The organism is Chryseobacterium sp. FR048 (assembly GCF_056844665.1).
The window spans coordinates 398,150-421,199 of sequence record NZ_JBXDSE010000004.1 but is presented as its reverse complement, the minus strand read 5'-3'; the positions used below and the strand labels follow the sequence as shown (position 1 = coordinate 421,199).

The following is a 23,050-nucleotide window of genomic DNA, read 5'->3' as shown; positions in this document are numbered from 1 at the left end:
ATATAGCTTTTGTCTATTTTTTCAAAACTTATTTTATCCCATATTTTGCAGACTGAAAACTCAATTTCTTCAGTCCCTGCTGAATTTCCGGGGCATTCATGAACAGTTTCCACAGAAATCCTGTCCTGTAGTTTTCGATCATTGGTGCTATTGTTCCCTGATCAATGGCCAGGTATCTTGGGGTAAACCAGTTGTTATAATTGATGGACGTTGCATCATAAGGTCCTGCCTGCCCTATGAATTGAGGTTTCTGGGTATAGATAAACCTCAGAAAGTTCATCGATTCTTTTGGAGTATATGGAAAACTGCTCAGTGCTGCTGTAGGAGTGATCACTCCATTGTCATTGCCTGGCATGTGAGCTGTGTATCCTGTAGTTCCATCTTCATTTCTTGTATATCCGGCCGTTAATCCCCAATAGTTCTGACCGTAGCCTTTCCATTGTTTGGGATTTTCTACACAGTATTTATAATCAATTAGTGTATGGTTTTTATTGAGGTCAAAATAATTTTTCACCAGTTTATCGGACAACCCTGTAGGATCAAGCCCGATATAGGAATATTGCGACCAAAACAATGGCCCTCCATATTCTTCGGCATAATTGTGTTTTACATACAGTGGTAATCCGTATTTTGTTTTGTCTGTAAGGTAGGTCCCGTTTCTGGTCCAACCTTTATAATAAGTTTCTGCATCAATGGAATGTGTAGGTGAAGATGCGGCTAAGATATAAGTGATCAGGCATTCATTATACCCTTCCAGAGGAAAATTCATTTCCCATTGATATTCTGGCGACCAGTGCCAGTAAAGGACTTTTTCACCTCCTTTTGTATACCAGTTCCACTGGATTCCTTTCCATAACTGATCACATTTTTCTGCTAAGGCCTTTTCTTCTGCATTACCATTTTTAAAGTATTCACGGACCATGAGAATTCCTGAGGTAAGGAATGCCGTTTCTACAAGATCTCCGCCATTGTCTTTCTTCCCAAAAGGAACTGTTTTTCCGGTTTCTCCGTTGATCCAGTGTGACCATGCTCCTTTGTAGCGGTCAGCTTTTTCAAGAAAATCCATCATATGAGAAAGCCTTTTTACGGCTTCCTGTCTTGGGATAAACCCTCTTTCTACTCCCACCAGAATGGTTGCCAGTCCAAAACCTGACCCTCCTGTGGTGATTACATGTTTATCTTTATCAGGATAAATATTATCTTCATGATACCGTTCTCTTCCCAGCATTGACTTGGGTTCAGCAAATTCCCAGAAGTATTTCAGGGCATCTTTCTGTACTCTATCCAAAAGCTGTTCATTGGTAATATTGCTTTGTACGGCTTTATTTTCTGTAATTTCCTGTTTTGATATCTGGGTATTCTTACATGAATATGCAAAGAACAAAGGGGTAACAGCCATTGATAATACGATCCTTTTCATGATTTCTTTTTTTACCTGATTTTACTAAAAGAAGAGGAGAACTTTCATTCTCCTCTAGTTTATGTTCTATTTTAATATCCAGGATTCTGTGTAAACAATCCTAAACTTGCATTCATGGCATCCAACGGAATCGGGAATAATTCATTTTTCCCGGCTTTGAATCCATAAGGAGCAAGTACCGTAGCCGCCTGTCCTGTTCTTACCAGATCTACGAAACGATCTCCTTCCATCGCAAGCTCTACTCTACGCTCATGCCAGATTGCTGACCTAAGCGCAAGCTGTGTTGTTGCAGTAGTTCCTCCCAACTGAGCTCTTGTTCTTACCCTGTTAAGGTTAGCAGTCGCTGCAGCTGTATTGCCTAATTCGTTAGCTGCTTCTGCATTGATCAGAAGAATCTCAGCAAATCTTAAAATTCTGATATTTTGTCTTGAACCATAAGCACATGCACTATTGTTCAGCGCTTTTGGAACATATACTTTTTGGTTGAATGTCGTCACAGAATTTGGATCTCCCATTGCGATAAGATCTCCTTCCGGAGTAGTTTCTCCGTTTCTTAGAATAGTAAGTTCTTTTCTGATGTCTCCCGGCTCAAATGCATTTTCCAATGCCTGAGAAGGTGTAAAGAATCCCCAGCCGAACTGATTTCTTACCCCTTGTACTTCTGCATACTGGCTACCTCCAAATTGAGTGGAACATTCACAGTTTACTTCAAATACAGATTCTTTTCCAAATTCTCCGGCAATTCTGAATAAATGATTGAAATCTGAATCCAAATCATATCCCATAGACATTACCTGGTTAGAAGTCTCATATGCTTTCTGCCAGTCTTTTTTATACAGGTATACTTTTGAAAGCAATCCTAAAGCTGCTCCTTTGGTAACTCTTCCAAGGTCAGCAGCTGCATAAGTCTGAGGAAGAATTTCAGCTGCACTCGTAAGATCCGAAATAATGAATTTATACACTTCTTCCGCAGAATTTCTAGGTGCTGTATAAGTAGAAGGAATTCCGTCAAAGATAGGAACCCCACCATAGATTCTCAGTAAGTTAAAGTAAAAATAAGCCCTAAGCATTTTTGCTTCAGCAATTAATCTTATTTTTAAAGGGCCATCCATATCAATTTTCGGAACATTGGTGATCACCTGATTACATCTGTTCACCGCCTGCCATTGTCCGATCCAGTATCCTCTAACTCCGTCATCACTCACGGTGTAAGTAAATTGATCATAAGCATTAATAAAGGAAGCATCTCCAGGGTTAGAACCCTTCACAACATCATCTGCCGGCACTCCAAATACAAACTGATAAGGGAATGCAGAATTTTCCCAGCTTCTTAAAAATACATAAATAGCATTGGTTGCCTGCATCGCATCGTCCTGGGTTTTGAAAAAGGAACCTGCTTCTGTTACCCCTTCCTGTTTTATATCCAGATAATCGTCTTTACAACTTATTACAAGTGAAAATAAAGCGATGGATAAAAATATTTTTTTCATGTTCTTCTAATTAAAATGTTAAGTTCATACCGATTGTATAAATGGCTGAAATTGGATAAATATTATTATCAACCCCCATCTGCACTCTGTCTGTATTCACGATTTCCGGAGAGAATCCGTTATATTTAAAGCTAGTCCAAGGGTTCTGAGCACTTAGGTACAGTCTGAATTTGGTAAGCAATAAAGATTTTGCAAAGTCTTTAGGCAAGTTATACCCTACCGTAATATTTCTGATTCTGAAATAGCTTCCATCTTCTACAAAGAAACTACTTGGAAGAATAATAGACTGATTGTTGGTCGTCATTGGATATGCATTAGACGTTCCTGCACCATGCCATCTGTTATTGTAGAAATCAAGATCCCAGTTTTCATTTCCGTAGCGTTGCTCACGGTTATAGTTATAGATCTTATTTCCAAATACTCCCTGGAAGTCTACAGCAATATCAAAATCATAAACACTCATATTAACTCCGAAACCATAAGTACCTTTTGGAATCGGGCTTCCTAAGAACGTTTTATCTCTGGTATCAATAATACCGTTTCCATCCATATCAGCAAACTTAAGCCATCCTGCTTTTGCTCCTGGCTGGCCCGATGCAGCGGCTTCTGCGTCAGTTTGGAACACCCCTGATACCTCATATCCATAATATGCTCCTACAGGCTGTCCGTTTTGTAACCTTACAATAGAGTTTCCAAATAAGCTTGCTCCTGTTTCAAGGTATGAACCCTGATATACGGATGTAATTTTGTTCTGAAGAGTAGTAAGGTTACCATATACTCCTAATCTTATTTTATCCGAAATTTTCGTATCATAATTTACAGAAACTTCAAAACCTCTGTTATTGAATGAATAGGCATTAGTAATATAATCTTTCCAGTTGCTTGCCCCTGAAACCGTTCCTTGTGTAACACCATATACTACATCCTTAGTATCTTTATCAAAATAGGTTGCGTCAATTTTCAATTTATTATTGAATAATCCCATTTCTAAACCTATATCTCTACCCGTTGTAGTTTCCCAGCCAATGTTTGGATCAACCACCATATCGATGGTTTGTGCTGGAGCTCCTGAATTTCCATAATACGCCCCTTCTTTGAGAATTGTAGTTCTTAAAGTATAAGCTCTTGTCACATCAGGGTTACCCAGTTTTCCCCAGCTTGCTCTCAATTTCAAAAGACTGAATACATTCTGATTGCTCATAAAGTTCTCTTTGGAAACTACCCATCCGGCGCTTACTGCAGGAAATACTCGGTGTCTGTCTCCTGATGAATATTTTGAAGTACCATCTCTACGAACAGATCCGTTTATCAGATATTTCCCTTTATAATCATAGTTCACTCTGGCAAACATAGATTCAATCCTATCCTGATAAGGAACTACATCATATCCTTTTACATCTCTATCAACCATAATGATGTTAGTCCCATTGAAAATATTCATAGAAGCATTGGTTCCGTCATAATTTACGTTAAGTGCTTCTAAATAAGTCTGAGAATAAGAATTTCTTGTTCTGGAGAAACCTGCAAGAATCTCAAGATTGTGATCTCCTAATGTTTTTTTCCAGCTTAATGTATTGTCCCAAATATAGTTTCTGTTTCTTGAATCTCTTGTAATCAACTTATTAGGCTTCTGATCAGAAACAGGAACATAGTTAAATGTAGGGGTATATTCGTACAGATTCGTATTATAGTTGTCTGTGGTATAGCTTACTCTTAAAGTAAAGTCTTTCAGGAATTTATATTCAGCCCATACATTGTTCAATAATCTTTCCTGTCTGTTCTGAGAACGGTATAGATCTAATATAGCACGTGGGTTAGGAATAGAATACCCATTAAAGAACTGATAGTTTCCTGTACCAGGATTCATCACAGAGAAAATAGGAGGTGCGTTATAGGCATTCAGTAAAGGATTCTTTGCCTGATCGGTACGCATTTTAGAGAATGTAAAATTGTTTCCAATGGTAAGGTTATCAGTAATCTTATAACTAAGGTTTAACTTCGTATTAAGTCTGTTAAATCCTGACCCTGAATTAATCCCTTGCCCAGCTGCAATATTACCTTCATCCTGTAGATTTCCTATGCTTGCATAATAATTAAGCTTTCCTAAACTTCCGGAAGCTGAGAAATCATTAGAGTTAATGATACTTGTTCTGAAAATTTCTTTAAACCAATCTGTATCTGCAGGAAAATTAGCTCTGGATAATGCTCCATTAAGGTTTCCGTTATCATTCATCAGCTTTTCATTGTAAAGTTCAATGTACTGATCAGAATTTGTCATTTTGGGAACATTGGTCACTTTCTTAACTCCTAAATAAGAATTAAAATTGAATATTGGCTTCCCTCTTCCTGTTTTAGTTTTAATAATTACAGCTCCGTTAGCGGCTCTTGCTCCGAAGATTGCTAAACTGGAAGGATCTTTCAATACACTCATAGATTCAATATCCTGAGGACCAAGGAAAGAAATATCATCCGTGATCATTCCATCAACAATGAATACTGTTTTACCGGTAAGGGAACCAACTCCCCTGATGTCTACTCTAGGAGAACTTCCCGGAGTTCCGGAGTTCAAAACCTGTACACCGGATAGTTTACCCTGTATAGAACTAATCGGGTTGGCATTCGGTTTATCAGCAAGGTCTTTTGCTGAAACCATCCCGATACTACCGGTCACGTTCTCTTTCTTCTGAGATCCATATCCGATCAGAACCACCTCCTCGATCTTCTGCTCTTTGGCAGTAGTATCTTTTGGAGTTGTCTGAGCATTGACATTCATACCGAAGTACAGAACAGCAATGAGACATGAATATTTTAAATTACACTGTTTCATATAGTTTCAATTTATTCAAATAATCAATTTTTAAGGATGTCTTGAGTGGAGTTATTTTAAAATCTCAAAAAAAGACATTAGCCAAAAATAGGAAAAAAATTGAATGATGTTAAAATATCTTAAAAATTTAAAAACAATTGTTATTTACTGAATACAAAATGAGAAATAATCACTTTTTACAAAATTATGTTTAAAATAATCATGAATAATTCATCATATCTCTAATCACCAAAAGGGATTTTTGTCATAAAAAATTCCCAAATTCACTCTCTGAATTTAATATTTTGTTAATATAGAGAATAGTATTTACCTTTGGTGCAGTTTTTGACAAAAGCAATAGAGAAAGTAATAAAAAGTATCAATGAAAAAATACATCATTGCAACAGCTCTGATCATCGGAACCGGTGCAGCTATCACAACCACCGTACAATCCTGTACAACCCTTGCCACAAGCGATATGGGACTTTCCATTATCAAAAGAATGCTCCTCAACGGTATTGATAAAGGAGCAGGAATTTACGGAAATAAAGAAGCCTTCCTGCAAAATAATATGGTGGATAAAGCGCTTCCAAAAGAGCTTAGAGACATCAATTCTATGCTTGAAAAAGTATCTCCATCTCTGGTAGCCAAAGAAAGAGATTATATTGCACAGGCAGCTGTCTATACTGTCAATATCTCAAAACCGATATTACAGGGCGCTGTAAACAGCCTGAATGCACAAGATGTAACAAGAATTATACAGGGAACTACAGCTACTCAAATTCTGAAAGAAAAAACATCACAGCAGCTTATTGCAGCCATTGCCCCCAAAGTGGATGAGAAACTGAATGAATACGGAATTGTAAAAACAATCAATACCGCATTAGCCGGAAATAATTTTCTTGGCAGCCTTTTAGGAGGAAATAAAAACACAGTCAATTCTGGTGGATTGAGCCAGCTAGCCTCTGAGCAGCTGGTAAACGGACTGTTCAACATTATCGAAGATTATGAGCACCAGAACTCCAAATCCCTGCTCGGGCCATTTGGAAAATAGGAAAAATTTCGTTATATTTATATTATATTAACAATTGCAGATGGATATATTACAAGGAAATCAACACGCAAGTCCTGAGGATTTTTACAAGTCATTAAAGGAAAAACTGGAGGATCATCATGATTTTCCGGAGGATTATTTATTTAAATTTATTATTCCTACAGACCAAACAAAACTTACTGAAATTTACAGAGTTTTTGATGGTATAAAATTTACATTGGGAAACCGCGAAAGCAAAAATGGAAAATACACAGCCTGTAACATCAGTGCATTTGTACTGGATGCGAACCAGGTGGTAAATATCTATAAAGAGGTAGCCAAAATAGAAGGCGTTATTCTCCTGTAAAAACAAAACCGTTTCATAATCATGAAGCGGTTTTTTGTTGATTGATTTAAAACGTAATTCTTGAGCATTTTTACTCTCTTACCACAAGAAAAACTTTATTGATAAGAAAAAACCGCCTCTGCAGAGACGGTTTTTTTTCATTTTCATACTTTTGCTGTACTATTTCTTAACAAACTTAATGTTTTCTGAAACTTTAGTATTATTAAGGGTAATCACATACACTCCTTTTACAAGATCAGCTACACGAATCTGATAATCATTCGTTTTTCCTTTTTTAACAAGCTGCCCAACAGCATTGTGAATTTCAAATTGAGTCTCTCCGGAAAGTCCTGTAATATTAAGAACATCATTAACAGGATTAGGATATACCCCGAAATTATTTTTCTTATTCACTTCCGCAGTTGACAGAGACTCTTTTGTCGAAAATACTTTAGTTTCATAAGAGAATTCACCATCTAAGTGGAATATGGTTTGCCCTGAGCTTGTAAGCAAATCTACATATCCAGGTACTCCTCCAGGACTCACCTCTACTAAACCATCTCCATAGTCATCAGATATGGTAAACGCATAGCAATCTTCAGGCAAAGTCCATACCTCAGAAATAAGAACCGGATCAGGGTCAGTATCTTCACTGTTCTGGTATGCTCCGGATTTCACGATCTGTCCTGCGCTGTTTTTGAGGTTCCATCTTGTTTCCTGTCCAAAACGGTCTCTCAACAGTTTAAAGGTAACAGTAGTGGTTCCAAAATAGGTAGGTGTTACTGGCTTTACATAGTTACCAGACGCCGTATTATTAGTCGCTCTCTGATCAGCTCCTCCATTTACAGATGCAATAGAGAAAGAAACAGGTGAGGATGCTACAGATCCGTCAACAGGAATATTAATAACATTAGATTTATCCTGTGCGAGGTTACCGGTCCAGTTATAAGTTTGGGTTGCTCCCCCATTGATTGTATACGAAATCGCCGCCGACGTCAGATTACCCGTCCCTCTATTGGTAATTATCAGACGTAATACGCCTGCCCCGCAATTAAGAACTCCCAGTGAACATCCGCCATCATATTTTATTTCTGCATCATTGCCAAACAAAGGAATAGACTGATCTGTAGTAGAAGCTTTCAATTCCAGTCTTCTCGGAGAATTGTCCATTACGGTTCTAATCCTTGTTTTCTGATCGTTGGTATAGATATTCATACAGGTATCATTCGTATAATCCATATAATTTTGAACCATTTCAAAAACTGAAGGATCAGTACAACTTGGCTTAGCAGGATTACAGATATAGTTTGCGCCATGTGCAGTAGGCGTATCCGCACAATAATCTGTTGCACAGGTGCTATCTCCCCAGATATGCCTCAATCCCAGGAAGTGTCCTACTTCATGGGTCATTGTTCTTCCTTTGTCATAGCCCGGCATCATAATAAACGACCCATCATTGTAATCCATACTTCCAAAAGTGAAATACCCCGCCACTACTCCATCCGTAGCAGCAAGGCCGCCATTTGGCGAAATTCCCTGCAACGTTGAATTAGAAGGAAACTGAGCATAACCCAATAAACCGCTATCTGCAAAATCAACACTCCACATATTCATATATTTGGTAGGATCCCAGATCGTCTTGGGCTTTACAACGCTGTCAATATAATTTTCATATCCTGAGTTTTCATCACCCCGCCCCCAGTAATCTCTACAAAGATTTACCCTATCAATTCCATTCGTAGGGTTTCCGTTAGGGTCTACTTTGGCGAGTACAAACTGTATTTCGGTATCGGCCCCCACAGGATTGTTATTAAATCCCGGAGTATTAATCTTTTTTCTGAAATCATTAGTCATCACAGTAATCTGAGACATTACCTGCGCATCACTGATATTAGGAGCTACCCCTACATTCTGCCCACTATGTATAACGTGCACAACAACCGGAATGGTAATTACAGTTCCGTTCTGAGATTTATTAGCCTGAGCCTTTTCGATCAGTGGAGCAATCCACTTCTCAAATTCTTCTGTTGATAATCTCTCCGGATATTTCTTCTTTAAGTTCGCTTCATTTTCAACGGTTCCACATCTTTCTATTCCGTTGGGTCCCAATATTCTTTCCTTCCATATCTGTTTTGAAGGTTTTGCACCATTTCTGTTCTGTGCATTTGAAAAGCCTCCTATCAAGAACAATGCAGCCAGAGAGGATTTTAAAATAATAGATTTTTTCATTAGCATATTTTTTATAATTTAGCAAATATAAAAAATTACTCATATTTAAAAACGAATAATTCAATAAAATTAAAAATAAAATAAAAATAATTCAATGAAAAAGCTAATTCAATCAATAAATATTATTTTATTAATATCATTAATTAATTGCGCAAATCAAAATAAAAATGAAAATAATGGAAAAATTTCAACCCATACATTCAAACAACAGAAAATTGAAAAGGTACAATTAAGAGAAGAGACAAGAGGAATCAACCGGAATTCTGTTTTCACACCTACCTTTAAAACAGCTATTTCCAATGGCGATTCTACAAGATCTGCAATGAATCCTTCCGAATGGGATAAAATTGCCAGACAGGCAGAAATACTCGATTTATCCAAAATATCAGAACTTCAATCTCCTACTACAGGCAGATATTCTGACAGAGCTCTATCTGCAACCCTTATTATCACTTCCGGAGGAACGGTCTACACGTCTGCAACGTTTGATGCCGGCCATCCACCCAAAGAACTGGAAGCATTATACAACACCATCCGACAGCCGAGAGAAAACCGGAAGAAAACACCTTAAAGATTTGATGTCTATAAATAAAAATCGTCCGTTTTACTGAGCAAAACGGACGATTTTATATCTGTATTAATGATTATTTCTCAATAAAGAATTTTACATTTTCAATAGGTCTTCCCAACATAGCTACTGAGCCTTTCACTAAAATAGGCCTTTGTATCAGGGAAGGATTTTCGGCCAGAATTCTGATCCATTCTTCCTCTGAGTAGTTTTTATCTGCATAATTGTCAATATACAGCTTATCCATTTTACGGATGATATGGAAAACGCTCTGATTAAGTTTCTTCAAAACGGTTTTGATCTCCAGAACACTTAGCGGATCCTCCATGATATTAATAATTTCAAAAGGCACCCCATTTTCATCTAGATACTCCAGTACTGCGTTTGATTTTGAACAACTTCCGTTATGTAAGACCTTAACCATCATGATGTAAATATTCAAAAATTAAATTCTATTACACAAATTTAGAAATAAATACGCGGACAATGGTGTTAAATTCTGATAAAAACTGTTAAAACAACACTGTTAGTCATCTATTTTAATGAACTCAAGAGTTCCGGTCTTATCACTGGTAATGACTCTTTTTTTAGCATCAAAATGATCTATTTTAAAGGTCTGGGAAAGAGAACTCATATCGATCGTAAGTTTTTTATTATCACCGGACAGGTTCCATTTCCCTTCATTAGATTTCTCTCCATACAACCGCAGAAATCTGCCCCCGTCTAAAAATACCTGATAAATATCTTCAGGGGTTTTCACCACACCATCTTTTGTTTCTTTGACCAGCTTCCATTTACCGATCAATTCTTTTGAGGTTTGTGAGTAAGCAGTTATTCCAATAAAGCTGAATGTCATAAATAATAAAAACTTCACTTGTTTCATGTTGTATGTTTTGTTAGGATTCAAAGTTATACATTTTAAGTCATCAAAAACACACCAAACCATATAATTTAATAAGTTTTTATTAAGAAATAAGTTTTTCAAATAAGAATAACTGAAAATCTATGTGAAATTCCAATTAAAATAAACCGTGCAATTGTGTTTCAATCTTTTCCAGAATAAACCCGAAATCTTCCGGCTTTTCAACGAAATCAAGGTCGTCAACTTCAATGATCAGTAGTTTTCCTTCGGTATAATTGGAGATCCATTTTTCATACTTCTGATTCAGTTTTGAAAGGTATTCAATACTGATGGATGCTTCGTATTCACGTCCTCTTTTGTAAATTTTCTTTACCAGATTAGGAACATCTGACTTTAGGTAAATCAAAAGGTCCGGAGCGGAAACAAAAGACTTCATCAGATCAAAAAGAGATGAATAGTTATTAAAATCCCTGTCCGAAAGAAGATTCATGTCATTTAAGTTTTCTGCGAAAATGTGTGCATCTTCATAAATGGTACGGTCCTGAATAATGTTTTTACCACTTTCTCTGATCTCTTTTACCTGACGGAATCTGCTTCCCAGGAAATATACCTGCAGTGCAAAACTCCATTTGCTCATATCTGAATAAAAATCTTCGAGATAAGGATTATGATCTACATCCTCAAATTGTGCGTCCCAACCGTAATGCTTGGAAAGCATTGTAGTCAATGTTGTTTTTCCTGCTCCAATGTTTCCTGTAACTGCAATGTGCATATTCTTTTTCCTTGTATTTACTGATTAATTGATAAGCTGTTCTACCCCTGCAGTCTGAACATCTGAAACGTCCCCGATCAGTTTTTCTAAAGCATTCCCCGGAGATTTTCCTATTGTATCATTTCCATTGGGCTTATCTTCAGATTTTTCTGTAGAGGGTACTACAGGTTCAGGTTGAATTTCCAGCTGTTTCTGCTGCCTGGCTTTTTTTACTTTTTCAAGGCTGTAAAGATAGAGTTTGTTCCCCTTGATTTCAAAATAAGAAAGGATGTTTTTATCCACAATTTGCGCATCCGGATCATCAAAAACAATCACCAATCCTTTTTCAGGAACATATTGTGAGATTGAATTATTGGCAATAATCAGGATATTGTCATTCTCCCTTCTGAATCTTTTCCCGTTATCTAAAGGAGCTTCAAAGAGTTTTTCGAATTTCAGGCTGTAGATTCTGACATGTTTTCTTGTCAGCACATAGACTTTACTTTCATACACCAGCAGGTCTGTCAAATCGTCAAAGCTGATGTCAAACGGAAATGAATTGATGGTGGTATCATTTCTGAAGTTATACTGTATGAGACGTTTTGTGCTGTCATCCAACAGCCATAGCTGCTGCAGATCTTCTGCATAAGCCATCCTGATAAAACCGAATTTCTGTTTAAAATCTATCCGCTGAATTTCGTTCATATTCTGATCTACGAACTTCATTTCCTGTGCATTTTCTGAAAACAAAGGAACATTCAGGGGATTTTGTACGGTTTGTACCTTATAGGGAACGGTAAGCATCATTTTCCCAATCTGTTTCCCTAAGGAATCATATTTGGTCAGACTAAAGTCTTTATTTTTATAGATATACAGATTCCCGTAATCGTCGGCAAGCATATCTTTGGCTTCCTTCAGTTTCAAAGTATCCAAAGGGAGAACATTCTGCCCGAAAGCGGTACAGAAAAGGAAAAGAAATAGTATGTTTAAAAACTTCACTCTGCTTTTTTAATGTGGTCAATATACTGAAAAATAATTTCATCCAAAAGGCTGCCAAAGTTAATGGAATTATCTTTAATATTGATCAGTACAGAAACAACCAGACGTTCTTTAGGATATATCCGGAGATCTCCCATACCTCCCCAATAAGCACCACCATGACCATAGAAAAAATTTTTATAATAATCTTTTCCTATAATAAATCCGAGACCATATGTTTTTTCATCGTTTCTGGGTTCCAAAAGCTGCTTAAATGTTTCTTTGGATAAAAGCCTGTCCGCATACAAATAGGAATTGCCCAACCTGACAAGATCTTCTGTAGTAGAGAGATACCCGCCGGGGCCATAATTAAACCCATTGTCTACACAGGGTACTATTTTTAGCTGATTCTGATACCGGTGATAAAACACAGAGGTTTCTGCATCAAAATTTCCATCGTCAGGAACGGTATGATTCAATCCAATCCGATCCAGAACAAGTTCTTTTTTGCTTTGGATCAACGATTTACCCGTCAGCTTTTCTATCAAGACTCCTAAAAGCATATATCCATAATTGCTGTAGCTGAAATTGGTGCCTGGTTTAGAAATAAATTCAGTTTGTTGAAAAGACTGGTAAAAATTATTCCGGTGAAGCGTAACATCTCCGCACCACGATTTTTTTTCATAATCTCTTACAAGGCCTGCCTTATGGCTCAACACCTGCTCTATCGTTATATCAAAATCTTTTGTGGAAAGGCTGTCGAGATATTTGTAAATACTTTCGTTAAGTTTTACTTTATTTTGTTCCTGAAGGCTTGCCAGTGCCACTGCTGTCATTGTTTTTGAAATACTTCCTGTTCTGAACTTGGTTGCAGAGGGAGAAACTGCTTTTTGATTCTGCACATCAGCGTATCCAAATCCTTTTGAATACACAAGCTGATTTTTATAGGAAATGGAAACAGACAATCCGGGAATTTCATGTTTGCGCCTGAATCTTTCAATTAGTTTTTCATTCTTTGTATCAAGTACTGAGAAATCGATGTTACTTTGCGCTGACAGGACACAAGACAGAAATAAAGCAAAACTCAACAAGGCTTTAACACTTATTCTGCCATCGGAAACGGCATTTCTTAGAAATAATATCATTCTTCAAAAATACTATTTTTTCACATTCACAATAGAAAATAGCGCACCCAGGGGAACGCTATTTTCTATTTATAAAAAGTATTTGCTGTTATTTGATCTGAACTTCGTAGATCTTTGGCCAGTTTTTACCTGTAACCAGCATATTTTCTCCTTTGAAGGCAATTCCGTTCAATACATCATCGCTTCCTTTGGTATTCTGCTTGGCAATCTCTGTGAAGTCAAATGTACCTACTACTTCTCCATTGGCAGGATTGATTTTTAAAATGATAGGTTTCTGCCATACGTTGGCATAGATAAATCCGTTGTGGTATTCAAGTTCGTTCAGCTGGTCATAGGCCTGTGTACTTCCTGCAACAGCAATGTACTTGATCACTTTTGAAGGATTGGCAACATCCAGGAAATACAGTAGCTTACTTCCGTCAGATGCAATCAGGTTTTTTCCGTCATACGTCAATCCCCATCCTTCACCTAATACGTTAGGATAAGCAAATTCTGAAAGCAGCTTCAGTGAGCTTTTGTCATACACATATCCTTTTTTACTTTGCCATGTCAGCTGGTATACTTTGTCACCCACAATCGTACTTCCTTCAGAGAAATCTTCTGCTGCCTGTTTGGTAGAAGCTAACGGAGTGGTTGTTCCCAATGTATATTTCAGGATCTGAGAAGAACCGTTCTGCCCATCACTCTCATAGATCGTATTTCCTTCTACCTGGAATCCCTGTACAAAGTTTTTAGGATCATGAGGATATTCTGCGATAATCTGATACGCCATATTTTTTTCAGGATTTTTTGCAAATACATTGATTGTCGCATCCTGATTAAGCACTTCCCCTCCTTTTGTTTTGATATTGAAAGTAACGGCATTGTCACCCAGTGTAAAAAACTTAGGATCAACCGTTAAATCTGTAGTTTCTTTATCTCCGAAGCTAATGCTCACGCTTTCTGCATTTTCTGTTACCTCTTTCGGAAGTTCTAGTTTATCCCCGAAATGATACCCTTTCGCTTCCATTGAAGTGTTATAGGTATTTAAAGTATCGAGAATCTCTTTACTTTTGTTACAAGATGCTAATAATAAAATTGCTGCGAAACCCGCTATTATATTTCTTTTCATTGATTTTCTAAATATTTCCCCAAAAATAGCAAATTTTATTCCGTATTGCCAATAGTATCTATTTGTTCACCAAATTGTAGTATATAACCATTGTTATCATAGATGGCAAATTCCCGCATTCCCCATTCAAAAGTTTCGATCTCATAACAGATTTTAGCCTTTGTTTTAAGGTCTTCCCAAAGCTCATCCACTTTATTTACATTAAAATAAAAGGAGCCACTAAAGCCGATTGCCGCTGGTTTTTCATGCTCATTAGGTTGGGAAAGCATCAGGTATACCTCATCTTTACGAAGTGAAGCCCATTGCCAGTCGTCATTTCTTCCCATTAGGGTAAAACCGAGAGTGTGGATATAAAATCCTATTGTTTCATCGATGTTCTCTGTCCAGAGGACGGGCCGAATTCCTGTAAACTGTATCATAATTTCTGTAATTCAAAAGTATTTCTGTGGATTTTCATATTAAGGGAAATCCAGGTTTCTGTGTCAATCTTAGCTTCTTTTCTGATAGCAGGATCAATGGTGAAGCCTACTTTTTTATAACATTCAATAGCGCCGGTATTCCAGTCGTACACATTCAGCTCTGCTGTTTCTTTATCAAAATGGTTAAAACCGTACTTCAACAGTTCTTTCATCACTTTCTTTCCATATCCTTTTCCTCTGTTATTTTCGTTCCAGATCAGAATTCTTCCCAGCAGGAAGGTTTCTTCTTTTAAAAAGATCTGTGCATGACCAATTATATTCTGATCCGCCTGATCCATAATTTTGAATAGTATTCTGTCCGGATCGGAAAGATCTCCTTCCAGCTGACCAACAGTGAGAGGAAAATGATACATGGGACCTGCAAACTGGAGAAGCATTTTCTCATCTTTTATTTTGGAAATCAATACTTCCGCATCATCTATTGTAAAAGGCTGTAATTCGATCATGATCTATTTTTCTAAATATTCTTTTAAACTTTGGCCGATGATTGCATTCCAGCCTCCTGTAAAGCTTTTTCTTGAGAAACCTTCTCCCAGATCCTTAAAATTGTCGATTCCTTCATGGGTCAGTTTTACTAGTGTTCCATTGTCTTCCGGGATTAATTGCCAGGTTACAATCGTTTTTTTATCTGAAAAATCAGGGTAAGCCCAGCTATGTTTTAATTTTTCATTCGGGATCATTTCCAGGATTTCACATTGATGATGGTATTTGTTTTCTCCTCCCGGTTCATAGAAATTGAATTGTTTTCCAACTTCCTGTACAAAATCCTGAATATCGAAATACCAGGATTTCATTTCGTTCTTATCCGTCAATGCCTTCCATATTTTATCAGGCAATGCATTTATTTTGCACTGAACAATGATTGGTGTATCCATATATTGTTTAAGTTTTAATACAGCATCAAATTATTAAACCACAAAAGTCACAAAAGTTTTTAAACATTCCAGTTATTTTGGCTTAAATTCTTTTGTGACTTTCTTTCGACTTTATTGTCAGTTTATCTGTTATCCATGTGAGAATCCAGTGATCTTGGCTTCATCAAAATCCAGCTGCATTTCAATGGTTCTCATGACATGATCATCAAATATTTTCTCTCTTTTCATTCTGTGCAACTCATTTCTCTGTGCCTGAATGATCTGGCGAAGAACATCTTTATTCTGATTAATAGCCGTCACATAATCTCCCGTGGAAGCCATACATTGGGCTTTATCAGCCATCAGCATCATTTCATTCTCCAGTTTATGCTTTTGATGGCGTACCAAACTGTTGCTTACCGTCAATTCAGAGAAATCGTTATCCAGCTTGTGCAATGCTGTTTCCTTCAACTTGCGCATCAGGATAACTTCCTGTTTTTCCTCAGGTAATTCACTTCCTGAATCCTGTATGTTTAATAACTTCAAGATTGGAGAAAGCAACAATCCTTGCCCAACCAAGGTGATCAATATAATAACGAAAGTTACGAATAAAATAATATTCCGATGTGGAAATGCATCTCCATTAGGCAGAAAAGCAGGAATAGACAATGCCGCTGCCAGCGAAACCACTCCTCTCATTGCCGCAAAACTGATGATGAACGGTTCTCTCCAGTCCGGTTTAGGAACTTTCAACCTCAGTTCTTTGGAACAAAGTCTTGGGAAATACATTAATGCATAACTGTACAAGATTCTTGTCCCAATGATTGCCCCACCAATGACCACACTATAGAATATTCCTTCAGAAATGGTATATTCTTTCATTCCTTCTACAACGATAGGAAGTTCCAGACCAATCAGGATAAAAATAATGGTATTCATCAGGAAGATCAGTACACTCCATACATTTCCGGACTGAATTCTTGAGGTATGGCTTAGGTAACAATGTGAGTTGTATGACATCAGCAATCCGCCTGCAACCACTGAAAGCACTCCTGAAAAATGAAAATGCTCTGCTCCTACATACATGATGTAAGGAACAATAAGAGTGATGACCGTATCAATATTGGAGTTGGTAGGAATAAGTCTCAGCAATGCTCCAAACAGGAAACCGACCGCTACTCCTACTGCAATTCCCCCAATAGCCATGGTAAAGAAATCCTGAACGGCATCTCTCCAGATAAACTGCCCGGAGATCACCGCTGCCAGAGCAAATTTAAAGACAATTAAACTGGATGCATCGTTGATAAGGCTTTCTCCTTCCAAGATACTGGTAATCTTTTTAGGGATTTTCATATGCTTCAGTACTGAAGTGGCTGCCACAGCGTCAGGTGGTGAATTGACTCCTCCCAAAAGGAATCCCATCGCGACAGTCAATCCTGGAATAATGGAAGATGAAAGGTAAGCAACTACTATTGACGTAAGGAATACCAGCCCGAAAGCCATAGAAAAGATCTGTTTTCTCCATTTATGAAAATCCTGCCATGAAGTGAACCATGCGGCTTCAAACAAAATAGGCGGCAGAAAAATCAGGAAGACCAGATCAGGCTCTATTTCTATCCGTGGCATTCCCGGAATGAAACTGATCAGCAACCCTGCAATCACAAGAAAGATGGGATAAGCCACCTTCAGCTTCTGCCCGATCATGACCAATATCATTACCGACAGTAATACAACAATGGATATTATAACATAGCTGTGAATCATTTTGATTAAGTTTTTTTAAGTATTATTTTTTTGAATTAAACAAGATTTGTTTTTATCTCATGTGAATCTGCGGATTGAAACCCAATAGACAAAGTCTTTTAATTCCTGTTTTTTTTAAAATTTAAAGGACAATATTATTCTTTGGAGTAATAGCCGGTGGAAGGTCAGCTTCATCCAGCATATCTCTCATATCAATTTCTATGGTACGGCTGATCTGGGTGATAGGAACGTCATTCGGGCTTCCTTCAAAAGGGTTTACGGAAGCTTCTCCTACACTGTCTAAGGTATGAAAGCACCAGGTCACCAGTAATGAGAAGGGAATGTTAAACCATAATGTCCAACCTTCAAGCGCTGTTCCGTCTCCCAATTTATCAAGCTCTTTGATAAGCCCAAACGGTACGAAAAGAATAAACAGTAATAAAAGATAAGTGGTAATGGAAGAAAAGTTTCTCGGGTAAGGAAAGTTCTTAATTCTTTCGGCTTTCCCCTGATCATCTGTAAATTTTACCAGCTGCTGATTGATTTGCGTCCATTGAAAATCATTAATTTCTCCTTTCTCGTAGATTTCAGCGAGTTCTTTGCTTTGGCTGGCCATCAGTTGGGTCGCTCTGTTTTTTTTGCTTAGAATATACTGAAGTTCATTTTCTGAGAGGTATTTCTTCAATTCTTCATCCAGTTGAGTCAATCTTTCCGGAATATCATATTTTTTAGAGTATTCATCAAATTGGGCAGTCCCCATATTTTCCCAGGCTCTCGGTTCACGAAGCTGAAATCTAAGCGCTGTAAGCCAGGCATAGTGCCTAAGAAACATTTCTTTTACTTTTTGAGGATTTTTTGAGGTTAGGGCATCTCGCAAAATATATCCAAAACTACGACTATCGTTAATAATCGCTCCATAAATCTGTCTTGCTTCCCAAAGCCTGCTATAACTGGCATTATTCTTAAATCCTACAATGAAAGCAACAGCTGTTCCCAGAATCGCAATGGGCTGCCATGGGATCGACAGAAATTTCCATCCTAAAAAATACAGCACGGTAGGAATGGCTGAAAATATTGTTAAAACATAAATACTGCGGCGTGTCCAATTCGCAAATTCGCGTGCGCCAAATCTCTTTCCTGAATGCATATTGTGTTTATTTAATTTTTTTGAATTCTTTGTTTACAAAATAACAATTTTCATTTTCAGCATCACATTCAGCAAAAACTGTTATGATTAATTCCGGGTGAATGGAATATTGTTGTAAAAGCCAATCTGGATTTGCCCCCGGTTCTTATTTTCCTGAAGCTGATTCATATATCCTGCTTCGATTCTCATATTTTTATTGATCACATACCCTAACGCTCCATAGACCCGGTTTCTGTCGAAAACAGGACTGTTGAAGTGCAGAAATATTTCGTTGTAAACTGATGCATAAAGGGTTTTGGGCAGCATTTCTTTCTGAGTGATCGGAATATTCAATCCCAGCATATAACGGAACCTCATTCTGAAATCATCTTCCAGGAAACGTTCTTCTAAACGGTAACGGTGCTGAAGGTTGAAACGGCCGAACTTCTGTTTTGTAATAAACTGCTGGAAGATCCTGTGTTCCACGTTTTCTCTTTTTTCTCCATTTACATAAGGCTGACTCAAAATAAAACCATAGCCCAGCAAGACGTTATTATTGTTTTCAGTAAGGTCATATCCTATCCCGGTACGGATCAGAAGCTGCTCCAGATCCCCGATTGCATCAAAATTTCTGTACTGGATCTCATTATGCCAGTTCAGCTTCTTACTGATCTTATTATTTCCAAAGTACATATACCATGCACCCAGATCATTTTTTTGTGCAAACGTCAATATGGACGCTAAACCTAATACTGTAACAGCCAGCTTCGTAAAAACCTTTCTCATGTTTATCAATTACTATTATCTATCGTTTTTAACAAAATTAATAATTTAAATCAATAATAGCAAACAAATATTGAGGGTCAGTTGAAAAGAGGTTTTGAGAAAGATAGTCAGTAAGCACCCAATCTCCTATAGCTTTTATCCGGGAACCCGCTCTACCAGTATTTCTTTTCCTTCTTTATCGAAGTACATACAGGTCATGGCATTGAGGTCCATCTTCCATCCTTCCACTCCATTTTCAGCACAGTCGATACAAAAGGTCATATAATCTGTGCCTCCCTGCTGATGAAGTTTTAATCTGGTTTTAAAATGTTCAGGATTGACTGTATCAGAAATGATAAGCCTATTATATTTGCTTCCGGTATGCACCGACTGGTGATTGCTGTCGAAATATTCTGTATTTCCGTCAGAAACATAAGTGGTATAATAGGAAACGTCCAGACTTTTTATAGCCTGAATATATTGAGGGAAATCTGCTCCGCTCTTTACTTTTTGATGTTCTGCTGTAATTGCTTCGATTGTAAATTCCATCTTTTATATTTTCTTTTGTTTGTCTTTTACTGTAAATATAAAGACTAATTTAATCAGAAAATATGAATAAAATTTAATCGAATCTGTCTTTTAGATAGTGGGTGTCTACAATTTTGCTTTCGATGGCATACACCACCAGGCCGGCTGTGTTTTTGGCACCGGTTTTCAGAAGAAGGCTGTTGCGGTGCCCTTCTACGGTTCTGGAACTTATAAAAAGTTGGTCTGCAATTTCCGGGGTACTGTATTGCTGACAGATGAGTTCTAATACTTCTTTTTCTCTTTTGGAAATATGATTGGCATCAAAAATACTGGATACTTTCTTTTTGGGCTCTGTCAGATTCTGATGTAAGGCTTCCATCACTTCCGTATTATAAAAGAATCCTTTCTGGTGGACTTCCCGGATGGCATTGAGCAGGTCTGCGGGGCTTGAATTTTTTTTGAGAAATGAACATGCCCCGGACTGAATCATATTCACCACAAAGGCTTTTGTATTGTAGCTGGTAACGGCTATAATTTTAATCTGAGGGTATCTGACGTGAACCTGTTTTGTGGCTTCTACTCCGTTTATTTCGGGCATATTGAGATCCATCAGGATAATATGTGGCAGCTCTTCAAGAGTGGGGAGTGCGTCCAACAGTTCTTTTCCGTTACTGAAATCACGCACCAGCACAATATCTTTTTCTCTTTGCATCAGCAATGAAATTCCCTGACGAAATAGCGCTTCATCGTCTACGATCATCAGGCGAATGGTATCTTTTTCCATTTTATAATCAATTAAAAGGTGAATTCTACAGTAATTCCTTTGCTGTTTTCACTTTCTATCTTTAATGTACCGTTGATAAGTTCTACCCTGCTTCTTATATTTCGTAGTCCCAATCCTCCTTTCATCATGTCCTCATTGAGACTGAATCCTTTCCCATTATCTTTATAAATACATGTATTTTTTCCATCCTTTCCTTTAAATACAATGTCAATCTGTGTACTCTCCCCGTGTTTAATGGAGTTATTGATCAATTCCTGGAGTATCCTAAAGATATGCAAATTTTTTTCATCTTCAGCTTTTGCAAAGTACAGATTGTTGGCATAGGAAACCTGTACGGTTTTAGACATATTAATTTCTGAGCACAATGCATCTATCGCGGCGTGTAATCCAAATTTTTCAAGAACCGGAGGAAGCAAGTCGTGAGAGATCTGCCGGGCACTTTCTGCTGTGGTATTTACGAGATTGATGATTTTGTTTTTCAGATCGTTGTATTCTACTCTTGTCAGATTGTCGAAGTCCAGCAAATGGATATTTAAAGAGACCACGCTCAGTTTTGAACTGATGTCATCATGCAGATCCTGGGCTATTCTTAGTCTTTCTTTCTCCTGAGAACTGATAATTGCATGGGTGAGATCTTTCTCGTATCTGATTTCCAGTTCTTTCTTTTGAAGGAGGTTTTTCGTTATTTTTTTATTGGAAAAATAGTAAAATATAACCAACGTTACCGCCAGTAAAGTAAAAGCTAAAAAAGTATAGACTATCGTGGAAATAATTGTATTCTCATTCATCTTGTAAGATCATAACAGTAATTACACATTTTTTCTGCGGGAAGAAAAATACTCTCCCAAAATAAAAAGTTGATACACAATAAACATCACCACATTGAACACCCATATTTCTTTATGAAGCTTTCTATTCATCACGGTATACAGGTTTCCTGATAAAAATATGACCGTACTGCTTATAAGGTAAAGCAAAAGCCCCAGACTTATATAGTTATATTTCTTCTCAGTATCCAGTATATTGTACAAATGAAACAATGCCAGGATAATAATGGAATAGGATGTCACAAAGATCTCAAACAGGTTGAATACATAATACTTTTCCGGATCTATAATGTATTGTACAATAAGCACCAGGGGAATGGTCACCAAAAGGAAGCGTGCTATATTTTTCTGATAGTTTTCTGTGAGTATTTCATGAAAAAAAAGTCCCAGCAATACAAACTGAATAATCAGATAATAATGAGAAAAAAACAGATTATTGATCCGCTGGTAGTTTAATACATAAAATACGATTTCACATAATAAGATCCAGGCCAGGTAACTTATAAAAAATGTATAGGCTCTTCCTGCGCGGAAAAAGCCTATACAGTATACTGCCAGATTGATCAGCAGAATGCCTTTTCCAATTAATGACAATATTTCAATCCAATGATCCAATGATCTTCAGTTTTATTTAATTAAGCCTCTTCCCACCATCTGGTCATAGAACATACACTTGGGCATGGTGTTGTCATATCATAGATATAATATCCTTTATCATAATCTACCATATCTTCATTAAGTATGTTTACTCCCACGATCAGAAATTTAAACTCTTTATTATCATTGATCGCATTGTAACCGCGAAGGTTGATTACGTTGGGATCATCGGTGAATATATCAGCTATATCCTGGGGTGGAATCAGATGTGCTTTGATTTCAGTTCCCGTAATGTCTGTTCTTTCCTGCCAATTGCTTATCCATCTTTTGGCATCTGTCAATGATACTGCATGCTTTGGTAATTCCATAGTTGACTTGTTTTTTAAATGTTATATAATATTAGGTTTGAATCTGATAAGAGTATTTCTCCAAGTTATGAAAAAACCGATTATTTCGCTAAACAAATTTATTTTATTTTCATTTGCTTTCATATCCCATTCTTTTCTTCAAAAATAAAGCAATATGAATAGCTGGGAATGCGTATTTCTACGTGTTTTACAATTCGGAATTTTATACGCTGTTTTCATCTGTTATTTCACCGTTACTTT

The 23,050-nt window shown here is 37.2% G+C and carries 24 protein-coding genes; 3 read left to right on the top strand and 21 right to left on the bottom strand.

The genetic code is table 11. The features are described from left to right. Positions 1-28 precede the first annotated feature (28 nt). From AC106K_RS14435 to AC106K_RS14425, 3 genes are all read right to left on the bottom strand, one after another. The gene (locus AC106K_RS14435) at positions 29-1,420 is read right to left on the bottom strand and encodes a glucoamylase family protein (protein ID WP_482446229.1); all 1,392 of its coding nucleotides are present in this window, start codon (positions 1,418-1,420) and stop codon (positions 29-31) included. 71 nt (positions 1,421-1,491) lie between these two features. Continuing rightward, a complete protein-coding gene (locus tag AC106K_RS14430; RefSeq protein WP_482446228.1) occupies positions 1,492-2,910 on the bottom strand; it encodes a RagB/SusD family nutrient uptake outer membrane protein in 1,419 nt (472 codons plus the stop codon). Positions 2,911-2,920: 10 nt separating this feature from the next. After that, complete coding sequence (locus AC106K_RS14425) at positions 2,921-5,737, bottom strand: SusC/RagA family TonB-linked outer membrane protein (RefSeq protein WP_482446227.1); 2,817 nt, start codon at positions 5,735-5,737, stop codon at positions 2,921-2,923. A 361-nt stretch (positions 5,738-6,098) separates the two neighbouring features. On the opposite strand from AC106K_RS14425, the gene AC106K_RS14420 reads away from it, so the two are divergent. Together AC106K_RS14420 and AC106K_RS14415 are read left to right on the top strand one after the other, a co-directional pair. Further along, a complete protein-coding gene (locus AC106K_RS14420; protein WP_482446226.1) occupies positions 6,099-6,770 on the top strand; it encodes a DUF4197 family protein in 672 nt (223 codons plus the stop codon). 40 nt (positions 6,771-6,810) lie between these two features. Beyond that, entirely contained in the window at positions 6,811-7,116 is a 306-nt protein-coding gene (locus AC106K_RS14415) for a DUF493 family protein (protein ID WP_047096081.1), read from the top strand. Between the two features lie 159 nt (positions 7,117-7,275). Here the strand turns inward: AC106K_RS14415 and AC106K_RS14410 are convergent, their stop codons facing one another. Then, complete coding sequence (locus AC106K_RS14410; protein WP_482446225.1) at positions 7,276-9,324, bottom strand: M43 family zinc metalloprotease; 2,049 nt, start codon at positions 9,322-9,324, stop codon at positions 7,276-7,278. 94 nt (positions 9,325-9,418) lie between these two features. Here AC106K_RS14410 and AC106K_RS14405 point away from each other — a divergent pair, with 94 nt between their 5' ends. Beyond that, entirely contained in the window at positions 9,419-9,895 is a 477-nt protein-coding gene (locus AC106K_RS14405; protein ID WP_482446224.1) for a hypothetical protein, read from the top strand. A gap of 73 nt (positions 9,896-9,968) precedes the next feature. On the opposite strand, the gene AC106K_RS14400 is transcribed toward AC106K_RS14405, so the two are convergent. From AC106K_RS14400 to AC106K_RS14320, 17 genes are all read right to left on the bottom strand, one after another. Beyond that, on the bottom strand, positions 9,969-10,319 hold the full coding sequence (locus AC106K_RS14400; protein ID WP_482446223.1) for an ArsC/Spx/MgsR family protein: 351 nt from the start codon (positions 10,317-10,319) through the stop codon (positions 9,969-9,971). Between the two features lie 99 nt (positions 10,320-10,418). Then, on the bottom strand, positions 10,419-10,775 hold the full coding sequence (locus tag AC106K_RS14395) for a hypothetical protein (protein ID WP_482446222.1): 357 nt from the start codon (positions 10,773-10,775) through the stop codon (positions 10,419-10,421). Between the two features lie 136 nt (positions 10,776-10,911). Then, positions 10,912-11,526 (bottom strand): deoxynucleoside kinase, encoded by a 615-nt coding sequence (locus AC106K_RS14390; protein WP_482446221.1) that lies wholly within the window; start codon positions 11,524-11,526, stop codon positions 10,912-10,914. Between the two features lie 24 nt (positions 11,527-11,550). Then, a complete protein-coding gene (locus AC106K_RS14385; protein WP_482446220.1) occupies positions 11,551-12,504 on the bottom strand; it encodes a hypothetical protein in 954 nt (317 codons plus the stop codon). After that, positions 12,501-13,628, bottom strand: a complete 1,128-nt coding sequence (locus AC106K_RS14380; protein ID WP_482446219.1) for a serine hydrolase domain-containing protein — start codon at positions 13,626-13,628, stop codon at positions 12,501-12,503. The genes AC106K_RS14385 and AC106K_RS14380 overlap by 4 nt, the downstream gene beginning before the upstream one ends. A gap of 88 nt (positions 13,629-13,716) precedes the next feature. Beyond that, on the bottom strand, positions 13,717-14,739 hold the full coding sequence (locus tag AC106K_RS14375) for a glutaminyl-peptide cyclotransferase (protein WP_482446218.1): 1,023 nt from the start codon (positions 14,737-14,739) through the stop codon (positions 13,717-13,719). A 35-nt stretch (positions 14,740-14,774) separates the two neighbouring features. Next, positions 14,775-15,158: a VOC family protein gene (locus tag AC106K_RS14370; RefSeq protein ID WP_482446217.1), complete on the bottom strand. Its 384-nt coding sequence runs from the start codon at positions 15,156-15,158 to the stop codon at positions 14,775-14,777. Further along, on the bottom strand, positions 15,155-15,664 hold the full coding sequence (locus AC106K_RS14365) for a GNAT family N-acetyltransferase (RefSeq protein ID WP_482446216.1): 510 nt from the start codon (positions 15,662-15,664) through the stop codon (positions 15,155-15,157). Before AC106K_RS14365 ends, AC106K_RS14370 begins: the two co-directional genes overlap by 4 nt. Before the next feature lie 3 nt (positions 15,665-15,667). Beyond that, positions 15,668-16,093, bottom strand: a complete 426-nt coding sequence (locus AC106K_RS14360; RefSeq protein ID WP_482446215.1) for an SRPBCC family protein — start codon at positions 16,091-16,093, stop codon at positions 15,668-15,670. A 129-nt stretch (positions 16,094-16,222) separates the two neighbouring features. Beyond that, on the bottom strand, positions 16,223-17,836 hold the full coding sequence (locus AC106K_RS14355) for a Na+/H+ antiporter (protein WP_482446214.1): 1,614 nt from the start codon (positions 17,834-17,836) through the stop codon (positions 16,223-16,225). Positions 17,837-17,957: 121 nt separating this feature from the next. Further along, on the bottom strand, positions 17,958-18,962 hold the full coding sequence (locus AC106K_RS14350; protein ID WP_482446213.1) for a bestrophin family protein: 1,005 nt from the start codon (positions 18,960-18,962) through the stop codon (positions 17,958-17,960). An 87-nt stretch (positions 18,963-19,049) separates the two neighbouring features. Next, positions 19,050-19,727 (bottom strand): DUF2490 domain-containing protein, encoded by a 678-nt coding sequence (locus AC106K_RS14345; protein ID WP_047096092.1) that lies wholly within the window; start codon positions 19,725-19,727, stop codon positions 19,050-19,052. A 135-nt stretch (positions 19,728-19,862) separates the two neighbouring features. Continuing rightward, complete coding sequence (locus AC106K_RS14340) at positions 19,863-20,255, bottom strand: DUF1398 domain-containing protein (RefSeq protein ID WP_482446212.1); 393 nt, start codon at positions 20,253-20,255, stop codon at positions 19,863-19,865. A gap of 73 nt (positions 20,256-20,328) precedes the next feature. Continuing rightward, positions 20,329-21,018, bottom strand: a complete 690-nt coding sequence (locus AC106K_RS14335) for a response regulator transcription factor (protein WP_482446211.1) — start codon at positions 21,016-21,018, stop codon at positions 20,329-20,331. A gap of 11 nt (positions 21,019-21,029) precedes the next feature. After that, a complete protein-coding gene (locus tag AC106K_RS14330) occupies positions 21,030-21,806 on the bottom strand; it encodes a sensor histidine kinase (protein ID WP_482446210.1) in 777 nt (258 codons plus the stop codon). 21 nt (positions 21,807-21,827) lie between these two features. Continuing rightward, positions 21,828-22,460: a hypothetical protein gene (locus AC106K_RS14325; protein ID WP_482446209.1), complete on the bottom strand. Its 633-nt coding sequence runs from the start codon at positions 22,458-22,460 to the stop codon at positions 21,828-21,830. A gap of 20 nt (positions 22,461-22,480) precedes the next feature. After that, positions 22,481-22,810 carry a hypothetical protein gene (locus AC106K_RS14320; protein WP_482446208.1) on the bottom strand — a complete coding sequence of 110 codons (330 nt, stop codon included), beginning with the start codon at positions 22,808-22,810 and terminating at the stop codon, positions 22,481-22,483. Positions 22,811-23,050 lie beyond the last annotated feature (240 nt).